The organism is Lactobacillus sp. VURO6/B1 (VP7), assembly GCF_058139575.1.
Genome location: NZ_JBVOWJ010000002.1, coordinates 165923 through 185697, shown reverse-complemented (window position 1 = coordinate 185697; position 19775 = coordinate 165923). Strand labels below are relative to the sequence as shown.

Genomic DNA, 19775 nt, shown 5'->3' with positions numbered 1-19775 from the left:
TTCTAAATTAATCTACCTTACTAATACCTTTTATCACTAACTATTTTACCAGTTCCAATTGATTTAATCTTTTGACTTTCATTATCTTCACCATCGCTAGCAGAAGAACGGAATGAAGCACCTTTATATAGCAAAACTTGTTTTCTTTCAGTATCACCAACTTCAAAAGTAAAGGTAATTTTATAAACTACATTGCTAGACTTATTTGGTGCAGGACTAACAGAAATAACAGAACATGACATATCATAACTGTCAATATCGTCATCATCATCATATCCCTTGTCCATTTTGCGTAACTCTTGATAACTCTTGTTTTCCGCTCCATTAACAAAAGCATCTTCATCGGGATCCTTAAAATTGTCCTCTAATAATTCTTGGGCATCCTCTTTGGCAATAAGACCATCCCACTTAGGCTCAATGGTCTTATGACTATCATTTGCATCATCATATTGCACATCACCATAATTTATTTCCTGAGATTTAATAGTCTTATTACCAACTTTAGCCTTAACATAAATTTTCAACTTATCGGTTACTGGATAATCCTTAAATGTTAATTTACCTTTTTTGTTTAAAGTGCCAACCTTTTTATCGTTCAAGTAAATTATTGCACCTGGAGTACTTTTAACCGTGAAATTTTCAGTCCTAATTCCCATATCGACTGTGCCACTGGACCACAAGTCATAATTTGAAGTAGTCGACAAATTTCTGCCTGAAATATTAGATTTAACTTTTATGTGGTACGTTCCGACGAACAAGTGTCTTAATTTAACACCATATTTATTATCTTGTTTTTCACTAGCAAAATTCCCGGGTTTAACCTGACCAATGTATTTACCATTGACAGTTATGGAAGAATTTGAATGATTAGTGGCTACAGTTGCATAAATCGTAGGCACTCTTAAAACATATCTCGGAAAAAGCAACATATGATGACCAGATTGAACAAGATGAATTCTATTGAATGAAGCATCTTCTTTTAAATAATTAATTAGCTCGTTAGCGGCTTTATGATGTTCCGCAAAATAAGTCTGAGTCGGTTTTAAAGCCGTATCTGTTACCTGCATAGCAGAATCATCTGCAACAACATCTTTAGCTAATCCGGCTTTAGTATCAATTAAATCTGCTTTAATTCTATTAATTTGATTTTCTTTTGAATAATGGCTTGAGCCCCAAGCATAAAATATTGTAAAAACTGCTAAAAATGTTACACCCAGAGTAAGCAAAACTTTCGTTTTCTTCTTCATGGGTTGGGCATGATAAGCTTGACGTCCTTGAGACGAGCTCTGTTTCTTAACTGTCTGCTGATATGCTTGTCTTGACGGACTGGCATGCTCTTTTTTTGCTAATTTGAAACCACAGTTGGGACAAAACTCAACGTTGCTCTCTAACTTTGTGCCACAATTGGGACAAAATCTTCTTCCACTCATTATTTTTTGCTCCTCTGTCCTTATCAGCTAAAGGCTGAAAACAACTGATTCATTAATGAATCATAGGCTGAACTATATATCAGAGAGAACAAAATTATTAGCGCGATAATAATAATAAAGAAGGAAATAATGTAGCCGTACATTTTGTCACGTACCGGCTTAAGATTTTCACCTAAAGTAGTCACCTGAAAACCCATAAAGAAGTTTGCAATTATTAGCAAAAACAATAAACCTGCCACTGAACCGTTACTTGATCCTAATAACATGATGATAAACGTTAAAACGGTTAGGATTAAATTCAAATTACTACTGTGAACACCAGAATTAACAAATTCAAGCAAATTTTTGCCGTGACCATATATAAATCTATAAGCAGCATAATAGCCACCAATAACTATCACTTCAAAAAGGACTGAGAAAAATAATAATGCAATTGTAGCATTAAAGGCAATTCCAGAAACTGTATCTCCTAGACCAAAAGAACTTGCACCATAACTATTAGCAACGGCTTTCATTCCAAAATAAATTCCTAAAACCAGCACAATATCTTCTGCGAGGATCGTCACCCAGCCATACCAACTTTCTCCAGTAAGTTCTGAGAATGGGCACTTCCATGATGCCACACACCATTGCCAATAGTTGTTGAACTTTTCTTTTCTTTCACTATTCGAAGTTTGATATTGATTATTTGTTTGTCCTTGATTTGAATAAGTTGGCTGAGAATTGTACTGTGGAGGCTGCGGCGTTATTCTAGGCTCTGCAAACTGGCTTTCAGTTTGACTAGCTTGATCAGAAATTGATTGTTGTTCATTCGGAGTTGCACTTTGTTTCATATGCTCCGACTCATTTTTTTCTGGAATAATTGGTGGGTTAACATTTGGCTTAAGTTCTGATTTATTAGCTTGAGTATTGTTGATGTTACGCAAATCAGTACCGCATTTAGTACAAAAGTTAACGTCAGCCTCCATCAAAGCACCACAATTGGGACATTTTTTCATTTATTTACTCCTTTAAAAGGCAAGTATTCAAATCTGATATTTTAAACTTAATTATATCTATTATAATTATATAAAAACATTAATTAAGAAGTCATTTTCCTAACAAAATAATCAAAGTTTATATTGCATACAATTACTTTAATTAATATATAAAACTAATCGTAAAAGTGCTACAAATTATAATAGAACTGCTGTAGTGGTTTTGGAACATCATATAAAAATAATAATAACAAAGATTATATTAGCAGTTTGCTTTTTATTTTTTCACATACAAAAACGATTTAGACTAAATTTAGTTTTTCTGCTATTAGAAATACTTTTTTGCTTTTTGTTTTTATATGATATCATCATTTATATATATTTAATAAATATTATTATAATATTATAGATTAGCGATATTTAACTTTCTTTAAGATTTATCAACGCGTAATTTTATTAAAGGAATTTTTTATTTGTAAGCAAAAGAGTCTGGGAAAAAACTCTAACCTAACTAAAAAAGGCCGACAAATCACGTCAATAAAACGTTGATTTGTCGGTCTTTTTAAATTGTGAAATTTTTTAATTTAACTTCAAAGAACACTTTTTTCCCAGACTCTCAAATTATTTTGGCTACTTAATGTTCATACTTACGAGTAATTCAGCTCTTTGAGCTAGATTTACATACAGCTTATTATCGCTAATTGAGATGCCTTCGATTTCTCGACCAGTATCAAATGAGTAGGTATCTTTTATTTTACCATTACGACCAATTTTAAAAATCAAATCGTTAAAGGCTAAATAAAAGTTTTTATGCTTGGGATCATAAGTAAAACCTTGGACAGGTGCATTGTTATTAACAAAGTTGCCATCAGTTTTTCCTACTATTTTTGGATACCAGTTATCACCGGTACGAGTAAATTCCCAGTATTCATAACAATTATTTTCAGTGTCATGATAAACGGTATACATGTCATAGTCAGAAATCATCACACCATTATGGAAATAGCGGTTAGTCTTGCCGTCATCAATCCACGTTTTGATTGTCCAAATTTTATTAATCTGCAAGTCACTTTTACGTATTTGAATCAATTCTTCAGAATCATTTGTGTCTTTTAAAGTATTGTCGTTGTTTAAAACATAAATGTATTTGTCGCTTGAACCCATAGCTTGGCCGTGGCCGATTGGAATATACGGACTAACTTTGATATGTTTAACGTAATTGTTAAACTTCTTTTGGGTCATATCAAGTAGGTGCTGCGCATTATATGGACTAGTTAATTTGTTCAAATCATAGCCTACAATGTGCCCAGACATCACATCTGTATGACTCAAAAGACTGGTATAGGCCCACCCATCAGAAACGGTTACTCCTTCTGGAATATGACCGACACGATTGATGTTATCATCGGTTGGATCTGCAACACTTAATAAAACTGGTTGATAAAACTTGGTTTTCAGTGTCAAGTCACCACTAGTTAAGGTATGTTTACTATCTTCAGGACTATACTCTGTTGGACTAACGTAGTTTAAGGATGAGCCATAATGAGTTTTCCAAGCTTGATAATCATTTGTACCTGGTTGAGCAGGGAAGGAATTAAAAGTATCAGGATTAACAACTCCCTCTTTAGTGCTCTTTCTAACCGTTATTTTAACTGTAGCAGTCGCATCCCCATAGGTATATTTAACTTTATATGTTTTTGGCGTACCACAATTTATACTATCCTTTGACACAATAACTTGACTATTGTCAATCACAGTTCCCATACTGTTAGTGACATATGAAATTGCATCTTTTGGTGAAAAGTTATAAAACTCATTGCGGACCAAAGTGACAGTTTTAGGAACAGCGATTTTGTTTCTGTCAAAGTAATTTTCATTTACATAGCCTACTTCACGACCATTAACATAAATACGCCAATAGCGATATTTCTTGGTTTCGATCAGTTGATCTGACTGAATATGACTATACTGAAAATTTATGCCATCAGCTACTTTAGTATTAACTTTGCCGTCTTTAACTTCTTTCCAAACCTTATAGTTCTTATTACCGGCAACTTTTGTCATCATAGCAAAACCGGTAACAACCTGTTTGGGTTTAGGCTTAGTATTATCCTGATCATCTGTACCATTTTGATCAGTTTGACCTGATTTATTGGCATCAGTATTATCAGAATTTGCATCAGTTGAGCTATTCGATGATTTATTACTATCATCTTGAACTGGCGGCTGAGTGCTACTGGAATCTGCCGCAACTGATGTAGTTGACAAACCGGTATAGATCAATAATCCGGCAACTAAAGTCAGCAAATAGGTTATTGTTTTCTTATAAAGCTTCAAAATATATCCTCCAATATTTAAGTTTACATCTAAATTATATAATAAAAACCTTATTAAAAAGAATACAATTTTAATACACTTTCATTGACAGCAAGTAATGTAAGTGATTTAATTAGCACTGTACTTGATAGAGTGCTAATTATATTTAGGAGGTAGAAAGATGCTTGTACCTACAGTTATTGAACAAACTGCACGCGGCGAACGCGCATATGACATATATTCACGTTTATTGAAAGACAGAATCATCATGTTAAGTGGTGAAATTAACGATGATATGGCAAATTCAATTATTGCACAATTACTATTTCTTGATGCCCAAGACAACACCAAGGATATTTCACTTTACATTAACTCACCAGGTGGTGTAATCACTTCTGGCTTAGCAATCATGGATACCATGAATTTTATTAAATCTGATGTTTCAACCATCGCTATCGGTATGGCAGCCTCTATGGCTTCCATTTTACTGACTAGTGGTGCAAAAGGTAAACGTTTTGCATTACCTAATTCAACGGTTCTAATTCACCAGCCTTTAGGTGGTGCACAGGGTCAGCAAACAGACATTCAAATTGCTGCCAATGAAATTTTAAAGAGCCGTGAAAAGATTAACAGAATTTTGCATGAAACTACTGGTCAGCCCTTAGAAAAAATTCAAAAGGACACTGAGCGGGACAATTACATGACCGCACAGCAAGCTAAAGACTATGGTTTAATCGATGAAATTATGGTTAACCAAAAGAAATAAGCTTTAGCAATTAACTTGTATTAAAAAAAGAAACTCATTCACATGGATGAGTTTCTTTTTTTATTTCTGAATGTTTTCTGCTATATCATGAATTTTTTTAAAACGATGATTGACTCCTGATTTTGATATTGGACCGTCCGGAACCTGCTGCGCTATTTCTTTCAGTGACAGTTCCGGTTCCTCTAATCGTAGTCTAGCCAATCCCTGCAACTTTTCAGGAATATTTTCTAAGCCAATTTTGCGCTCAATTAGTTCTATGTCTTCAACCTGTTTCGCTGCTGCATTTGCAGTCTTTTTTAAATTGGCTGTATCACAATTAACAAGCCGGTTGACAGAATTACGCATATCACGCATAATACGCAGATCCTCAAAAGACAGCATTGCATTTAAAGCCCCCACGATATGTAAAAAGTCACCAATTTTTTCGGCTTCTTTCAGGTATACAATATAGCCTCGTCGCCTTTTTGTGCTTTTAGCATTTAAATTAAAGCGATCATTCATAATCTTGAGTAGATCATCATTATGATTTTGATAAATAGAATAAATCTCTAAATGATATCGACTGGTATTAGGATTATTCACGCTACCGCTTGCCAAAAATGCACCCCTAAGGTATGACATTGCCCCTTCACGTGATTTAATAATCCTCTCTGGAATTCTGGTAATTAAATTTAACGTAGGTGTTAAAATTTCTAAATTATTCAGTATTTCTTTGACATGATTCTGCAATCGTACCAGGTATTGGTTATTTTTCTTAAGCTTCATTTTGCGTGAAACTATTAGTTGTGGTTCAACTTTATACGCAGTCTTTATTAAAGAAAAAATCCGTCTAGCAATTGCAGGGTTTTCAGTAGTAATATCAAGGCTAAACTGATGCTCGTGAAAATTTAAAACGCCATTCATGCGCAAAAAAGCAGCTAATTCTGCCTTAGCATGTTCAGGATGAATAGGTAGTGAGGTCAACTCTTTTTTCACATTACTTGCATAGCTTGCCATTGTTAGTTATTCCTTCCTGCGAGTCATTGCAGCATAAGCCAAGTTGATGATTTCCTTAGCTACTTTTCTGCCATCATGAAAAACCAAGCCACTATGTTGGTCAATAAAATCATCAGTGATCACGCGGCAGCCCTGCTCACGTAACCCTTTGAAATCATTTTTTACAGGTTCTAGGTAGGCATCATAATCTTTAGGATTAAACTTGGACATATCTATTTTGGCACCATTAACCAAGGTCGTATTAATATAATGCCCACCAAGATGGGCATTGATTACTCTGACATGGTCACAATCTGAAAAGTGATCCGTTTCGCCTAGCTGAGTCATGATATTGCAAATATATATTACTTCTGCGTTAGTTTCTTTGACTGCTTCTCCTAAATTAGGAATCATCAGATTAGGCAAGATTGATGTGAACAAACTTCCAGGGCCTAAGACTACAGCATCAGCATTTTTTATTGCCTCTAAAACAGGTGGTACGGCTTCTGGTTCGGACTTGGAGTTTGTATCAGTAACCCACACCCGTTTAATTCTTTTATCCTTATCAGTAATTTCTTTTTCACCAGCTTGAACGGAACCATCAACAAACTCAGCGTTAAGCGTTAAAGGCTCATTAGAAGCTGGGAGAACATGTCCGTCTACTTTCATCATTTTAGATAAAGACTGGACAGCATCAAAAATATTTCCGTGCATTTCATTCAAAGCAGCAATAATCAAATTACCAATGGCATGACCAGAGAAAAAGGAATCAGAAGAATCAAAGCGATACTGAAAAACGTCTTTTTCTTCTTGGGATATTTCACTTAACGAAACTAAGACATTACGGATATCACCCGGTGGAACAACGTTAATAAAGTTGCGAATTGAGCCAGAAGAACCACCGTCATCTGATACCGTTACAATTGCTGTGATATCAGCATTTTGCTCTTTGAGTGCAGTCAAAACAACAGGCAAACCGGTACCGCCACCAATAACCACAACCTGCGGTCTCCTGCTTTTACTGGTATGATTTGTTTTTTCACCAAATGTCATATAATCACCTATTTCTAGTGTAACGACTAATTTCGCGATGGGTTAGGTCAACCGTATAGTCTTCAGCCAAGTCTTTGGCTAATTGGTTTGCAATTGCAACACTGCGATGCTGTCCACCCGTACAACCAATAGCAATAGTCAACTTGCTTTTACCCTCTTTGATGTAACCTGGTAAAGCATCTTTTAACAAGTCCAGAAATTTCTGATAAAAACTGCGCGTTTCCTTTTTCTCCATCACATAATTAAAAACTCTTTTATCAAGTCCAGTAAAAGGGCGCAATTCTGGTATATAAAACGGATTAGGCAAAAATCTGACATCCATCACGATATCAGCGTCAATCGGCATACCATATTTGAAACCAAAAGATAATACCTCAATTGAAAAGGGCTGTTTATGCAGTTCACTAAACCTATTTGCCAGTTCTTGTTTCAATTCTTTTGGAGTTAGATTAGAAGTATCAATTATATCATTTGCCCGGCCCTTAATGCTGGTTAAAATTCGTCTTTCTTCCTGAATACCATCAAGTAAGCGTCCATTATTGGCCAATGGCGGAACACGCCTTGTTTCTTTATAACGTGCTACTAAAGTATTATCTGCAGCATCCAGAAAAATAATTCTAGTTTGGACAGTACCATTGTCTTCCAGCGAATTAATTTCATTATCAAGATCTTTATAAAATCGTCTAACACGCAAATCAATTACAACTGCTACTTTAGTAAAATCATCCGAATTAACAATTAAGTCCCAAAAACTAGATAAAAGCGATGGAGGTAAATTATCAACCACAAAATAGCCCATATCCTCTAAAGCATGAGAAGCCACGGTTTTCCCTGCACCACTCATGCCTGTAACAATCAGTAGCTGCTTTTTATGCTTAGCCATTTTCGCTGACCTCCTATTACTAAAATTATAACATACCAGGTGTTTCATTACTTTTTTGGCAAAAAAAAAGTTCAAATGAACTTTTTAAAATTATCTGTTGACAAATGCTGCAATTATCTGATTAATACCAAAGATTAGCAACCAGAAGGAAACCAGCCAGATTAATGTTAAAGCTGACAATGCAGGATTAAACATCAAACTAATTGCTATCAGTAACCCTAAAATATTTAATATTAAATTGAGCCAAAAGAAAAAGGTAGAAATCTTCCTCATACTCCATGAAAAAATGATCCCGCTAATTGAATCAAATAAAAACCAAAAGGCAAACAGGTAAGCGATTGTCAAGCCCGCAGCATCGTATGAATAGAGAAATAAAATTCCGACAATAATATCCAGCACCCCTGAAACAATCGATAACCAACTGGAAGGGATAAAGTAACGAAAACGACTGTAGAATACCAGCCACACGAATCCCTGAACAATAGACACAATAGCAAAAAGCAATACAAAGGCATGAAGTGCTTTGCCAGGGTGACGCAATAAGAACAGCCCGGCAATTACCATTAAAATACCAGAGATAAATGCTGCCCAGTTAAACCCGCGATTTTCTCTGTAACTAGAAAAATTATCCATTTCTATTCCTCCTTGCGCTTTATTGTACACTTTATCGCAATAAATTAATACTATTTACTTGCTTTTTTACTAGCCTTTTCAGTTAATGCCGTATCACGTTTAAGCACGGGTTTTAAGTACTGACCAGTATAACTTTCCTTAACTTGTGCCACCTGTTCTGGAGTTCCAGTAGCAACTATTTTGCCACCAGCTTCTCCTCCTTCAGGACCTAGGTCAATTAACCAATCAGCATTTTTAATCACATCAAGATTATGTTCAATTATTAAAACAGTATTTCCTTGATCAACCAATCTTTGTAAGACTTCCAGTAACCGCTTAATGTCATCAGTATGAAGTCCAGTCGTTGGTTCATCGAGAATATAGAAGTTCTTTCCCGTTGATAACTTTTGTAGTTCAGCAGCCAGCTTCATTCTTTGAGCTTCCCCACCAGAAAGAGTAGTCGCAGATTGACCCAATTTGACATAGCCTAGGCCGACATCTACAATCGTTTGCAATTTTCGGGCAATTTTAGGGATATTTTTAAAAAAGCCGCATGCTTCGCTAATTGTCATATCCAACACTTGCGCGATATTTTTCTTGCGGTAAGTAACCTCTAAAGTTTCAGAGTTATAACGACTCCCATGACATACTTCACAAGGAACATAAACGTCCGGTAGGAAGTTCATTTCAATCTTGATAATGCCATCGCCATGGCAGGCTTCACAACGACCGCCTTTAACATTAAATGAAAAGCGTGCTTTGGTATAACCACGTAGTTTAGCTTCATTTGTTTGCGCAAACAGAGCTCTAATATCATCAAAGACACTAGTATATGTAGCAGGATTACTACGCGGAGTCCGACCTATTGGGCTTTGGTCAATATCAATAATCTTTTCAATATTTTGATAGCCGCTAATACTCTTATATTTGCCAGGCTTTGTTTGGTTACGATTTAGTTTTTGCGCTAGAGCTCGCTTTAAAATCATATTAACTAATGTTGACTTGCCAGATCCGGAAACGCCGGTAACCACAATTAATTTGCCTAAAGGAAATTCTACCTTCAGATTTTTAAGATTATTTTCTGCTGCACCAGTAACTGTAATTTTTTTGCCATTACCTTTGCGTCTTTTTAAAGGAACTGGAACAAACTTTTTACCAGCCATATACTGCCCAGTCAGAGACTTGTCATTCTCTTCAACCTCTTTTGGAGTACCAGCAGCCATGACCTCACCGCCATAAGTACCAGCACCTGGTCCCATGTCAATTAAATAGTCTGCTTGCCTCATAGTTTCGTCATCATGTTCGACAACAATAAGTGAGTTGCCCAAGTCGCGCATACGTTTCAAAGCAGCAATTAATCGGTCATTATCACGTTGATGCAAACCGATTGAAGGCTCATCTAAAACATACATAACACCTGAAAGATTAGAACCAATTTGGGTAGCAAGTCTAATTCTCTGAGCTTCCCCACCAGACAAGGTATTGGCAGACCTTGACAGTGTCAGATAATCTAAGCCTACGCTATTTAAAAAAGTGAGTCTGTCTCGCACTTCTTTTAATATCGGTTTAGCAATTACAGACTCCTGCTCGTCAAGCTTAATGTCGTTAAAGAATTCAAGTGCATGACTGATTGCCAATTCAGATGCTTCCGCAATATCTTTGCCGTTGACTTTAACAGCCAAAGCTTTACGATTTAATCTTTTGCCATGACAAGTTGAGCATGTAAGTTCTGTCATGTACTTGCCCATAACATCCCGCATGAACTTGGACATCGGATGATAATAACGTCTTTCAACATTTTCCATAGCACCCTCAAAAGGTGCTGTAGTATCATTGACCCCAAAATCACCAGTCACATGAAATTTGATTTTTTTCGCAGAGCCATGTAGAATTGTTTCTCTTTGCTTTTTGGTTAGCTTACTAAAAGGTTTATCTAGAGGAATTTTCAGTGCCGCACAAGCTTGTTCAAGCATTTCCCCATAGTACTTTGAATTTTTCCACGGTGCAACTGCTCCTTCAGCCAAAGTTTTGCTTTTATCTGGAACAACTAAATCTTCATCTACTGATAATTTAACGCCCAAGCCATCACAATCAGGACAAGCACCAAACGGTGCATTGAAAGAAAACAGGCGTGGTTCCATCTCGCCTACTGTAAAACCACATTTAGGACAGGCATAGTACTCTGAAAAGTTGATCATATCACCACCGATAATATCAACATTCATATAGCCATCTGATAAGCGCAAGGCAGCTTCTACTGAATCAAAAAGGCGTGAACGAATACCTTCTTTGACAATTAGGCGGTCAACCACGATATCGATAGAATGGCGTTTATTCTTTTCTAAATCAAACTTTTCAACGATCTCGTGCATATCGCCATCAACGATAACACGCACATATCCAGCGCGTTGTACCCGTTTAAATACTTCTTTATGTGCTCCCCTTTTAGCTCTAATTACTGGAGCCAGAATTTGAATACGACTGCGTTCAGGTAATGCCAAAATGCGGTTTACCATCTGTTCAACTGACTGCCGCTCAATTAAAGTGCCATCATTTGGACAAACTGGATGCCCTACTCGAGCCCATAATAATCTGAGATAATCATTTATCTCCGTTACCGTACCCACAGTTGAACGTGGATTATGCGAAGTGGTTTTTTGATCAATTGAAATTGCAGGATTTAAACCATCAATCGAATCTACATCAGGTTTATCCATTTGACCTAAAAATTGTCTCGCATAGCTTGACAGTGATTGAACGTATCTTCTGCGTCCCTCAGCATAAAGCGTATCAAAAGCTAAAGAACTTTTCCCAGAGCCTGACAAACCGGTAATAACGACTAACTTATCCTTAGGAATTGACAGGTTAATGTCTTTTAAATTATGTTCGCGAGCGCCTCGAATAACAATTTTATCATTTACCATTTAATGCTTTTCCTTTTTTCTTAATTGGGCTTCTAGTTGAGCTCTCCAATTCCATGATGGCATCACGTAAAGTAGCCGCACCTTCAAAGTCAAGTTTCTTGGCGGCATCCTGCATTTGCTTGCGCAAGTCTTTGATCATGGTTCTCTTTTGTTTAACGGTTAGTTCATCAAAATTCAGATCGGCAAAACTATCGCTTTGGGTATCTTCATCGGCAACTTTGGTGGCAGAAATAACATCCCTAATAGGTTTAACAATTGTTTTCGGTTTCATCCCGTGTTCTTCATTAAACTTAATCTGTAATTTACGTCTTCTCTGTGTTGCTTCAATGGCTTCTCTCATTGAGTCAGTAATCGTGTCAGCATACATAATTACCGCACCATCAGCATTTCTTGAAGCCCGGCCCATTGTCTGAACGAGAGGTCTGTAGGCACGTAAAAATCCTTCTTTATCAGCGTCAAGAATTGCAACTAGTGAAACTTCCGGTACGTCAATTCCTTCACGCAATAAGTTGATCCCAATCAAAACGTCATACTTGCCAGTCCGCAAATCACGCAAAATCTGCATCCGTTCCAATGTTTTAACATCTGAATGCAGATACTGTACTTTGATACCCAAATCTTTCAAATAATCTGTCAGATCCTCTGCCATTTTTTTCGTTAATGTAGTAACAAAAACACGTTCATTCTTTTCAATTCGTTTGTTAATTTCGGCAACCAAATCATCGATCTGTCCTTCAACTGGTTTAACTTCAATCTTGGGGTCAAGCAAACCTGTCGGTCTGATTATTTGTTCAACTTTGTGATCTGTGCGTTCTAGTTCATAATCTCCCGGAGTCGCTGAGACATAAAGAATTTGATTTACATGTTTTTCAAATTCAGCCAGTTTCAAAGGTCTGTTATCAAGCGCAGATGGTAAACGAAAGCCGTAATCAATTAGAGTCTTTTTACGATTGCGGTCGCCGTTATACATTGCCCGTATTTCCGGCATTGTAGCATGTGATTCATCAATTAAAATTAAGAAGTCATCAGGGAAGAAATCCAGCAAAGTATAAGGCGGCTCGCCCTCTTTACGGCCTTCCATATGACGAGAATAGTTTTCAATACCGTTGGTATAGCCAACTTCACCCATCATTTCCATGTCAAAGGTAGTGCGCTGCTTAATCCGTTCTGCTTCTAACAACTTGCCTTCGCCCTCAAACTTTTTCACCTGAATATTCATTTCTTGTGAAATTGCTTTAAGAGCCCTTCTCATCTGTTCTTCATTGGTCATAAAGTGAGTAGCCGGAAACAGTGAAATGCTCTCTCTTTCACCAATCACTTCACCGGTTAAAGAGTCTACTTCCACAATTCTGTCAATTTCATCACCAAAAAATTCGATTCGATAAGCATGATTGGAATTTCCAGCAGGGAAAACTTCTACCACATCCCCGCGAACGCGAAAACGGCCACGTTGAAAGTCAATATCATTGCGGTCATATTGGATATTGACCAAATCACGCAGCAAAGTATTTCTGTGATACTCTTCACCCTCATGAACAGTAATCACGCTTGCAGCATATTCTTTAGGATCACCTAAGCCGTAGATACACGAAACAGATGCAACGATTATAACGTCGTTACGTTCCATTAAGTCACTGGTAGCTTGGTGTCGCAACTGGTCAATTTCATCATTAATCGCTGAGTCCTTTTCAATATAAGTATCAGATTGAGGAACATAAGCTTCCGGCTGGTAATAATCATAATATGATACGAAATAGTCAACGGCATTGTGGGGGAAAAACTCTTTAAATTCCCCGTAAAGCTGGCCAACTAAAGTCTTATTATGAGAAATGACTAAAGTAGGTTTATTTAATTTCGCTATAATATTGGCCATCGTGAAAGTTTTACCTGTACCGGTAGCACCTTCCAAAATCTGTTCTTTATAACCCCTTTTAAAACCAGCAGCTAATTTATCAATTGCTTGTTGCTGATCACCTGCTGGATTAAATTTTGAAACCAGATCAAATTTACGTTCTTCTTGTCGTTTAATCATCGAAAGACCCCTCGTAGAAAAAGTTGGACAAAACAGCTCAACTCTTATTTTGACTTATTATATTTTACACTTTCGAACGTATTTTCGCATCCTTTTTGTTTTATTTTAACAGTTTTGCCAATGCTTTTTGATAACTTGCGGCTGCTTCATGTGCAGTCGCAATGTCTGGTTTATTTACTCCAACATAGGCCTTAATCACAGGTTCTGTACCGGACGGCCTCAAAGCTAGCCAAGTTTCATCAGCTAAAAAGTACTTCAATACATTTGATTTAGGTAAGTCACTCATTGGTTTAGCGCCATCTTTATTAAATTCCTGCTGCTTCAAAAAGTCTTGAATTTTAACGACTGGCACTCCATTTATTTCTGGTAAATTTTCAGAACGCAATTTTGCCATTAATTCCGCCATTTTCTTTTGTCCACCAATTCCTGGCATCTCTATAGCTTTAGTAATTTCATAGGATGTGCCATATTTTTGCCAGATTTCATTCAAACCGTCTAGGACTGTCATCTTCCTTGAGGTATAATAAGAGGCTACTTCAGCAAACATTAGCGCTCCCTGCATAGCATCTTTATCTCGAGCAAATGGTTTAAAAAGGTAACCATAGCTTTCTTCAAAGCCCATTAAAAATTTGCCGTCGTGCATTTTATTCATGCGATCAATTTCTTCGCCAATAAATTTAAAACCCGTCAAAACTGATTTTGTTTTGATACCAAAGTCCTCTGCAATTTTAAGTGGCATACTACTCGAAACTATAGAAGTAATTAATTCATAATCACTGGTGAGTTGGCCATTATTTTTCAAATTAACTAATAAATAATAAATCATCAAGGTAGCAATTTGATTACCCGTTAATACTTGAAAACCACCATTTTTTGTGCGCACACAAGCACCCATACGATCTGCATCAGGGTCAGTGGCAATGATTAAATCGGCTTTTTTTTCATTTGCCAGCTTAATCCCTGGATCAAAAACATCGCGGTATTCTGGATTTGGTTTTTTAGTAGTGGGAAATTCCGGATCGATGATTGCCTGACTAGGAACGGGTATTACTTTACTAAAACCATTTTGTCTAAAAGCGCGTTCATAAAGTATTTTGCCTGTGCCATGCAAAGGAGTGTAAATAATGGTTAGCCTATTTGCATTTTGCTCTATAAGTTCAGTATTAACATTTACAGTTTTCAGTTCAGCTAAATATGCCTCGTCAAGATCTTCTCCAATTAACTGTAAAATTCCCTGAGCACGAAGTTGAGTTACCGATGCGCTATTAACTGTAAATATATTAGTTACTTTTTGGGAGTATTCAAAAACACGCTCTGCATCTTCAGGACCCATTTGGGCGCCATCGGCACCATAAACCTTGTAACCATTATATTGTTTGGCATTATGAGAAGCAGTAATATTAATTCCGGCTGCAGCATGTAAGTACCTAACAGCAAATGATAATTCAGGTGTTGGTCTTAAATCATCAAAGAGATAAACATGAATATTATGGGCTCCTAAAATTTGCGCTGCCTGTTCCGCAAATTCGCGGGAATGGTAGCGAGAATCAAAAGAGATCACTACACCTCTTTTTTGAGCTTTTTCACCCTTTTCATCGATCAGCCGGGCCAATCCTTCGGTCATTCGACCCACAGTATATAAATTAATACGATTGGTCCCAGGCTCAAGTCTGCCACGCATCCCAGCAGTACCAAAGTTAATATCCTGGCCAAATGCATCTTCAATCCATTTGGGATCCTGACCCAGTTTTGCTAACTGTGCTTGCAAGTAATTTGGCATGTTGTGTGCATTTTGCCATTCTTGAAATGTTTTTTCAGCTTTCATTTCGGTAAAGTACCCCTTTTTTCTAGCAATAAATTCGGTTTCATAGATTCTATTCTAGCATTTATCATTATTGCTAGCCGTAAAAATAAAAAAAGAATTCAATTTAAATGAATTCTTTTTTTAGTCTTTATATTTAACGATCATTTAAGTCTTGGAGATAATTATAAGCCTCTTGGCCAGCAATACTGCCATCACCAACTGCATTAGCAATCTGACGCAAGTCTTTAGCACGTACATCACCTAAGGCAAAGATGCCATCAACTTTAGTTCTCATATGTTCATCAGTTGGAATCCAACCCTTTTCATCAGTTATGCCTAAGTCTTTAAATGGGGCTGTTTGAGGAATAACCCCGACATAGATAAAGACACCACGAGTTTGCAAATGTTTTTCTTCTCCTGTTTCTTTATCTTTATATGTCACTCCTGTAACCTTTTCACCATCGCCATCAATAGATTCGGTCAAACCATTCCAAATAAAGTGCATTTTGGAATTGGCGAAAGCACGTTTTTGTAAAGTCGGCTGTGCCCGTAACTGATCACGACGATGGATAACCGTAACTGATTTAGCACTTTGTGCTAAATAGATTCCTTCTTCAATTGCCGAATCGCCACCACCAATAACAGCAATGTCTTCGTCCTTAAAAAAGGCTGCATCACAAACTGCACAATAAGAAACACCTTTACCAGAATATTCATCTTCACCAGGGACTCCTAAATGACGATGATCAGCCCCAGTAGCAATAATCAAAGCAGGAGCACTATATTCACCTGTATCTGTTTTTACGATTTTCTGGTCTCCATCTATGGTTACTGTTTGAACATCGCCATACTCAAATTTGGCACCAAATTTCATGATTGAATTATACATTTTTTCGCCTAGCTCAGGTCCTTTTATTTCACTGAAACCAGGATAATTATCAATCGCATCGGTGTTATTCATTTGCCCACCATACAAACCGCGATCAAGCATCAGAACTGACAGATTTGCACGAGAAGCATAAAGAGCGGCAGTTAAGCCACCCGGCCCTGCTCCAATAATGATCACATCATATTTTTCCGTCATAGTTTTACCCCCAGTACTTTCTTATTTTTCGTAAGTAATGTTACAACAAATTGCCTGCTAAAGTCTAATTTCTTGTTTAGGGCTCCTGCCCATCATCCTGGTAATTTCATCATCAACATTAGAATTTTGGTATAAAACACGATAAATTGCTTCACTGATTGGCATATCGATCTGCTTTTCTTGACATAATTCATGCACAGCTTTTACCGTTGTCGCACCCTCTACAACTTGGCCCATGTTCTGCAATATATAGTCAAGACTCTTTCCTTCACCTAATTGTTTACCACAACGCCAATTGCGGGAATTAACTGACGTACAGGTAACGATTAAATCACCTATTCCGGAAAGTCCGCTAAAAGTCATCGGGTCGGCACCAAAATAATTGACTCCTAAACGCGTAATTTCAGCTAAACCACGCGTCATTAGAGCCGCTTTAGCATCATCACCATAGTGTTTTCCTACTAAAATACCTGCTGCAATGGCAATAACATTCTTAACTGCTCCAGCCACTTCAACACCAATCAAGTCACTATTTGTATAAAGGCGGAAATAATCATTTGAAAATAACTGCTGAACTTTTTGCGCATTTTCCCTACTTGTTGAAGCACATGAAATTGCAGTTAAATCTTTTTGAGCTACACTTTCTGCATGACTTGGTCCTGAAATTGCTACAATTTTATCTTCATCATCAGGATAAATTTCTTCTGTTAAAATTTCGGAAATCAATTTTTTGGATCCCGGTTCAATACCCTTAGTAGCAGTAACTAAAAGTGGTTTTGCCTTGATCTGTTTTAACACCTTGCTTACATTTTGGGCAACACTGCGAATAGCTTGAGTGGGCAGGACAAATAAAACAATTTCTGCAGCCTTTAATGCTTGTTTTAAATCACCCGTTGCAGTTACTGTCTCATTTACCTGCCAATTCTTCATGTAATGCTCATTAGTATGATGCTGATTAACTTCATCATTAACTTTTGCGTTATTGCCGTACAATACGATTTCATAACCTTTATCAGCAAGCATCGATCCCAGAACCGTGCCCCATGAACCTGCTCCTAAAACTGCAATTTTTGTCATTTGTAACTCTCTTTCACTTAAAACAATTATTTAATCCCGACTATAAGGGTACTTCAAACCGCTGCCGTCAAGATACCATCTGGGTTTAATTACTTTTCTGCGATAAATAAATAGCCCTATGACCACAGCGAATAGTATTAAACTAAGCAGTTGTGAGACTCGAACTGAACCCATTAAATAAAGACTGTCCGTCCGCATCCCTTCCACAAAAAAGCGCACCACAGCATACCATGCCAAATAAAGCATAAATATTTCACCCTGTTTGAATAAATGCTTTTTATGCCGCAAAAACAATATTATTAACAAACCAATCAAATTAAAAAAAGATTCATATAAAAAAGTTGGCTGGTAGTAGATCCCACCAATTTTCATTTGGCTAATAATAAAATTAGGCAAATGCAAGCTTTGTAAAAATGCAAGGGTAGTTGGCTCACCATGGGCTTCCTGGTTAATAAAATTCCCCCAGCGTCCTAATATCTGAGCCGCCATTACACCCGGGGTAATGACATCCAACATCAAAAATGGCGGCAGCATCCTTTTATAACAAAATACCAAAAGAACTGCCAAACCAGCTAGCAGGCCGCCATAGATAGCAATACCACCATTCCAAATAGCAATTATCTGATCGAGATGCTGGGAGTAATAATTCCACTCAAAGATAACATAATAAATTCGCGCGCCAACATATCCAATAGGAACAGCCCATAACAGCAAATCCATGAAGTCGTCACTTGCAATTTGTCGTTTGCGTCCCTCAACAATTGCCATTGATACAGCTAAAATAATTGCCACTGCCATGATGACGCCATACCATTTGACACTTAGGTTTCCTAATTTAAATGCTACTGGACTAATGGTCAATGTCATTTATTCTTATCCTTTGCTGAATCTTCTTTAGAGTTTTTCTTAATTAACTTCGTTAAGTTATTATCGAAAGTTTTCGTGGCGTTGTATCCACTCCTTTTGGCACGGAAATTCATTGTGGCAATTTCAATAATGTCTTCCATGTTGCGGCCTACTTTAACTGGAATAGTAATTTGTGGCACTTCAACATTGCAAATATCACGTTTACTCTCTTCAAAGCCTAAACGATCGTAATTTGCCTTATTATCCCAATTGACAAGTTTGATTACTAGTTGAATACTTTCACGATTTTTAACGGCTCCAACACCAAATAAGTCCATGACGTCAATAATGCCAATGCCGCGAATCTCCATTAAGTGCTTTAAAATGGCCGGTGCTTCACCCATGACCGTTTCAACATCTTTTTGATAGACATCAACCCGATCATCGGCAATTAAACGATGCCCACGGTGAATCAAACCCAAGGCAGTTTCTGATTTTCCAACACCCGAATCACCGGTTAAAAGGACACCCATGCCCTTGACTTCAATTAAAACCCCGTGAATCGTATCACGAACAGCCAGACGTTCCCGCAAATATTCCGTTAAAATACTAGAAACATAAGTGGTTGATTCAGGTGAAGAAAGGATTGGAATTTGGGCTGCATCGGCAGCTTGAGCTAATTCAGGTGGAATGCGCAAAGAACGTGACACAAAAAAGCACGGCGTATCAGGAGTGCAGAGTTTATTAAAAACCTGGACCAGGCTATCATGATCTAACCTAGCAGCATAAGAAATTTCTGTGCGACCCAATAGCTGAATACGCTGGCGCGGATAAAAATCAAAGTATCCTGTCAATTCCAATCCTGGTCTGTAAATATCAGACACTACAATCTCTTTATCCTTAATATATTGCTTTCCTTGAACAACGTGGACAATTTTATTATCACGAATTAAATTTCTTAATTTGACCGCATTTGTCATTTTAAAATGCCTCTTT

The 19775-nt window shown here is 37.1% G+C and carries 15 protein-coding genes; 1 reads left to right on the top strand and 14 read right to left on the bottom strand.

Going from position 1 to position 19775, the window contains the following annotated elements:
* Positions 1 to 20: 20 nt before the first annotated feature.
* The 3 genes from ACZ2M0_RS02025 to ACZ2M0_RS02015 all read right to left on the bottom strand — a co-directional run bounded on the left by ACZ2M0_RS02025 (position 21) and on the right by ACZ2M0_RS02015 (position 4744).
* Complete coding sequence (locus ACZ2M0_RS02025; protein WP_490058325.1) at positions 21 to 1430, bottom strand: zinc ribbon domain-containing protein; 1410 nt, start codon at positions 1428 to 1430, stop codon at positions 21 to 23.
* Between the two features lie 23 nt (positions 1431 to 1453).
* Positions 1454 to 2428, bottom strand: coding sequence for a DUF6574 domain-containing protein (locus tag ACZ2M0_RS02020; protein ID WP_490058324.1), 975 nt, complete (start codon positions 2426 to 2428; stop codon positions 1454 to 1456).
* A gap of 609 nt (positions 2429 to 3037) precedes the next feature.
* Positions 3038 to 4744 carry an SH3-like domain-containing protein gene (locus tag ACZ2M0_RS02015; protein WP_490058323.1) on the bottom strand — a complete coding sequence of 569 codons (1707 nt, stop codon included), beginning with the start codon at positions 4742 to 4744 and terminating at the stop codon, positions 3038 to 3040.
* 160 nt (positions 4745 to 4904) lie between these two features.
* On the opposite strand from ACZ2M0_RS02015, the gene clpP reads away from it, so the two are divergent.
* A complete protein-coding gene (clpP, locus tag ACZ2M0_RS02010; protein WP_034977497.1) occupies positions 4905 to 5489 on the top strand; it encodes an ATP-dependent Clp endopeptidase proteolytic subunit ClpP in 585 nt (194 codons plus the stop codon).
* A gap of 60 nt (positions 5490 to 5549) precedes the next feature.
* Here the strand turns inward: clpP and whiA are convergent, their stop codons facing one another.
* The 11 genes from whiA to hprK all read right to left on the bottom strand — a co-directional run bounded on the left by whiA (position 5550) and on the right by hprK (position 19759).
* Complete coding sequence (gene whiA / locus ACZ2M0_RS02005; RefSeq protein WP_490058322.1) at positions 5550 to 6485, bottom strand: DNA-binding protein WhiA; 936 nt, start codon at positions 6483 to 6485, stop codon at positions 5550 to 5552.
* A gap of 6 nt (positions 6486 to 6491) precedes the next feature.
* The gene (locus ACZ2M0_RS02000; RefSeq protein WP_490058321.1) at positions 6492 to 7517 is read right to left on the bottom strand and encodes a gluconeogenesis factor YvcK family protein; all 1026 of its coding nucleotides are present in this window, start codon (positions 7515 to 7517) and stop codon (positions 6492 to 6494) included.
* A 4-nt stretch (positions 7518 to 7521) separates the two neighbouring features.
* A complete protein-coding gene (rapZ, locus tag ACZ2M0_RS01995; protein WP_490058320.1) occupies positions 7522 to 8400 on the bottom strand; it encodes an RNase adapter RapZ in 879 nt (292 codons plus the stop codon).
* A 90-nt stretch (positions 8401 to 8490) separates the two neighbouring features.
* Complete coding sequence (locus tag ACZ2M0_RS01990) at positions 8491 to 9033, bottom strand: HdeD family acid-resistance protein (RefSeq protein WP_490058319.1); 543 nt, start codon at positions 9031 to 9033, stop codon at positions 8491 to 8493.
* A 50-nt stretch (positions 9034 to 9083) separates the two neighbouring features.
* Complete coding sequence (gene uvrA, locus ACZ2M0_RS01985) at positions 9084 to 11936, bottom strand: excinuclease ABC subunit UvrA (protein ID WP_490058318.1); 2853 nt, start codon at positions 11934 to 11936, stop codon at positions 9084 to 9086.
* On the bottom strand, positions 11926 to 13968 hold the full coding sequence (gene uvrB / locus ACZ2M0_RS01980) for an excinuclease ABC subunit UvrB (RefSeq protein WP_490058317.1): 2043 nt from the start codon (positions 13966 to 13968) through the stop codon (positions 11926 to 11928). The genes uvrA and uvrB overlap by 11 nt, the downstream gene beginning before the upstream one ends.
* Before the next feature lie 100 nt (positions 13969 to 14068).
* Positions 14069 to 15748: a phospho-sugar mutase gene (locus ACZ2M0_RS01975; RefSeq protein ID WP_490058355.1), complete on the bottom strand. Its 1680-nt coding sequence runs from the start codon at positions 15746 to 15748 to the stop codon at positions 14069 to 14071.
* Positions 15749 to 15926: 178 nt separating this feature from the next.
* On the bottom strand, positions 15927 to 16856 hold the full coding sequence (gene trxB / locus ACZ2M0_RS01970; protein WP_223902530.1) for a thioredoxin-disulfide reductase: 930 nt from the start codon (positions 16854 to 16856) through the stop codon (positions 15927 to 15929).
* A 57-nt stretch (positions 16857 to 16913) separates the two neighbouring features.
* Entirely contained in the window at positions 16914 to 17933 is a 1020-nt protein-coding gene (locus tag ACZ2M0_RS01965) for an NAD(P)H-dependent glycerol-3-phosphate dehydrogenase (RefSeq protein ID WP_490058316.1), read from the bottom strand.
* A 30-nt stretch (positions 17934 to 17963) separates the two neighbouring features.
* On the bottom strand, positions 17964 to 18800 hold the full coding sequence (gene lgt / locus ACZ2M0_RS01960) for a prolipoprotein diacylglyceryl transferase (protein ID WP_490058315.1): 837 nt from the start codon (positions 18798 to 18800) through the stop codon (positions 17964 to 17966).
* On the bottom strand, positions 18797 to 19759 hold the full coding sequence (gene hprK / locus ACZ2M0_RS01955) for an HPr(Ser) kinase/phosphatase (protein WP_490058314.1): 963 nt from the start codon (positions 19757 to 19759) through the stop codon (positions 18797 to 18799). Before hprK ends, lgt begins: the two co-directional genes overlap by 4 nt.
* Positions 19760 to 19775: the final 16 nt, after the last annotated feature.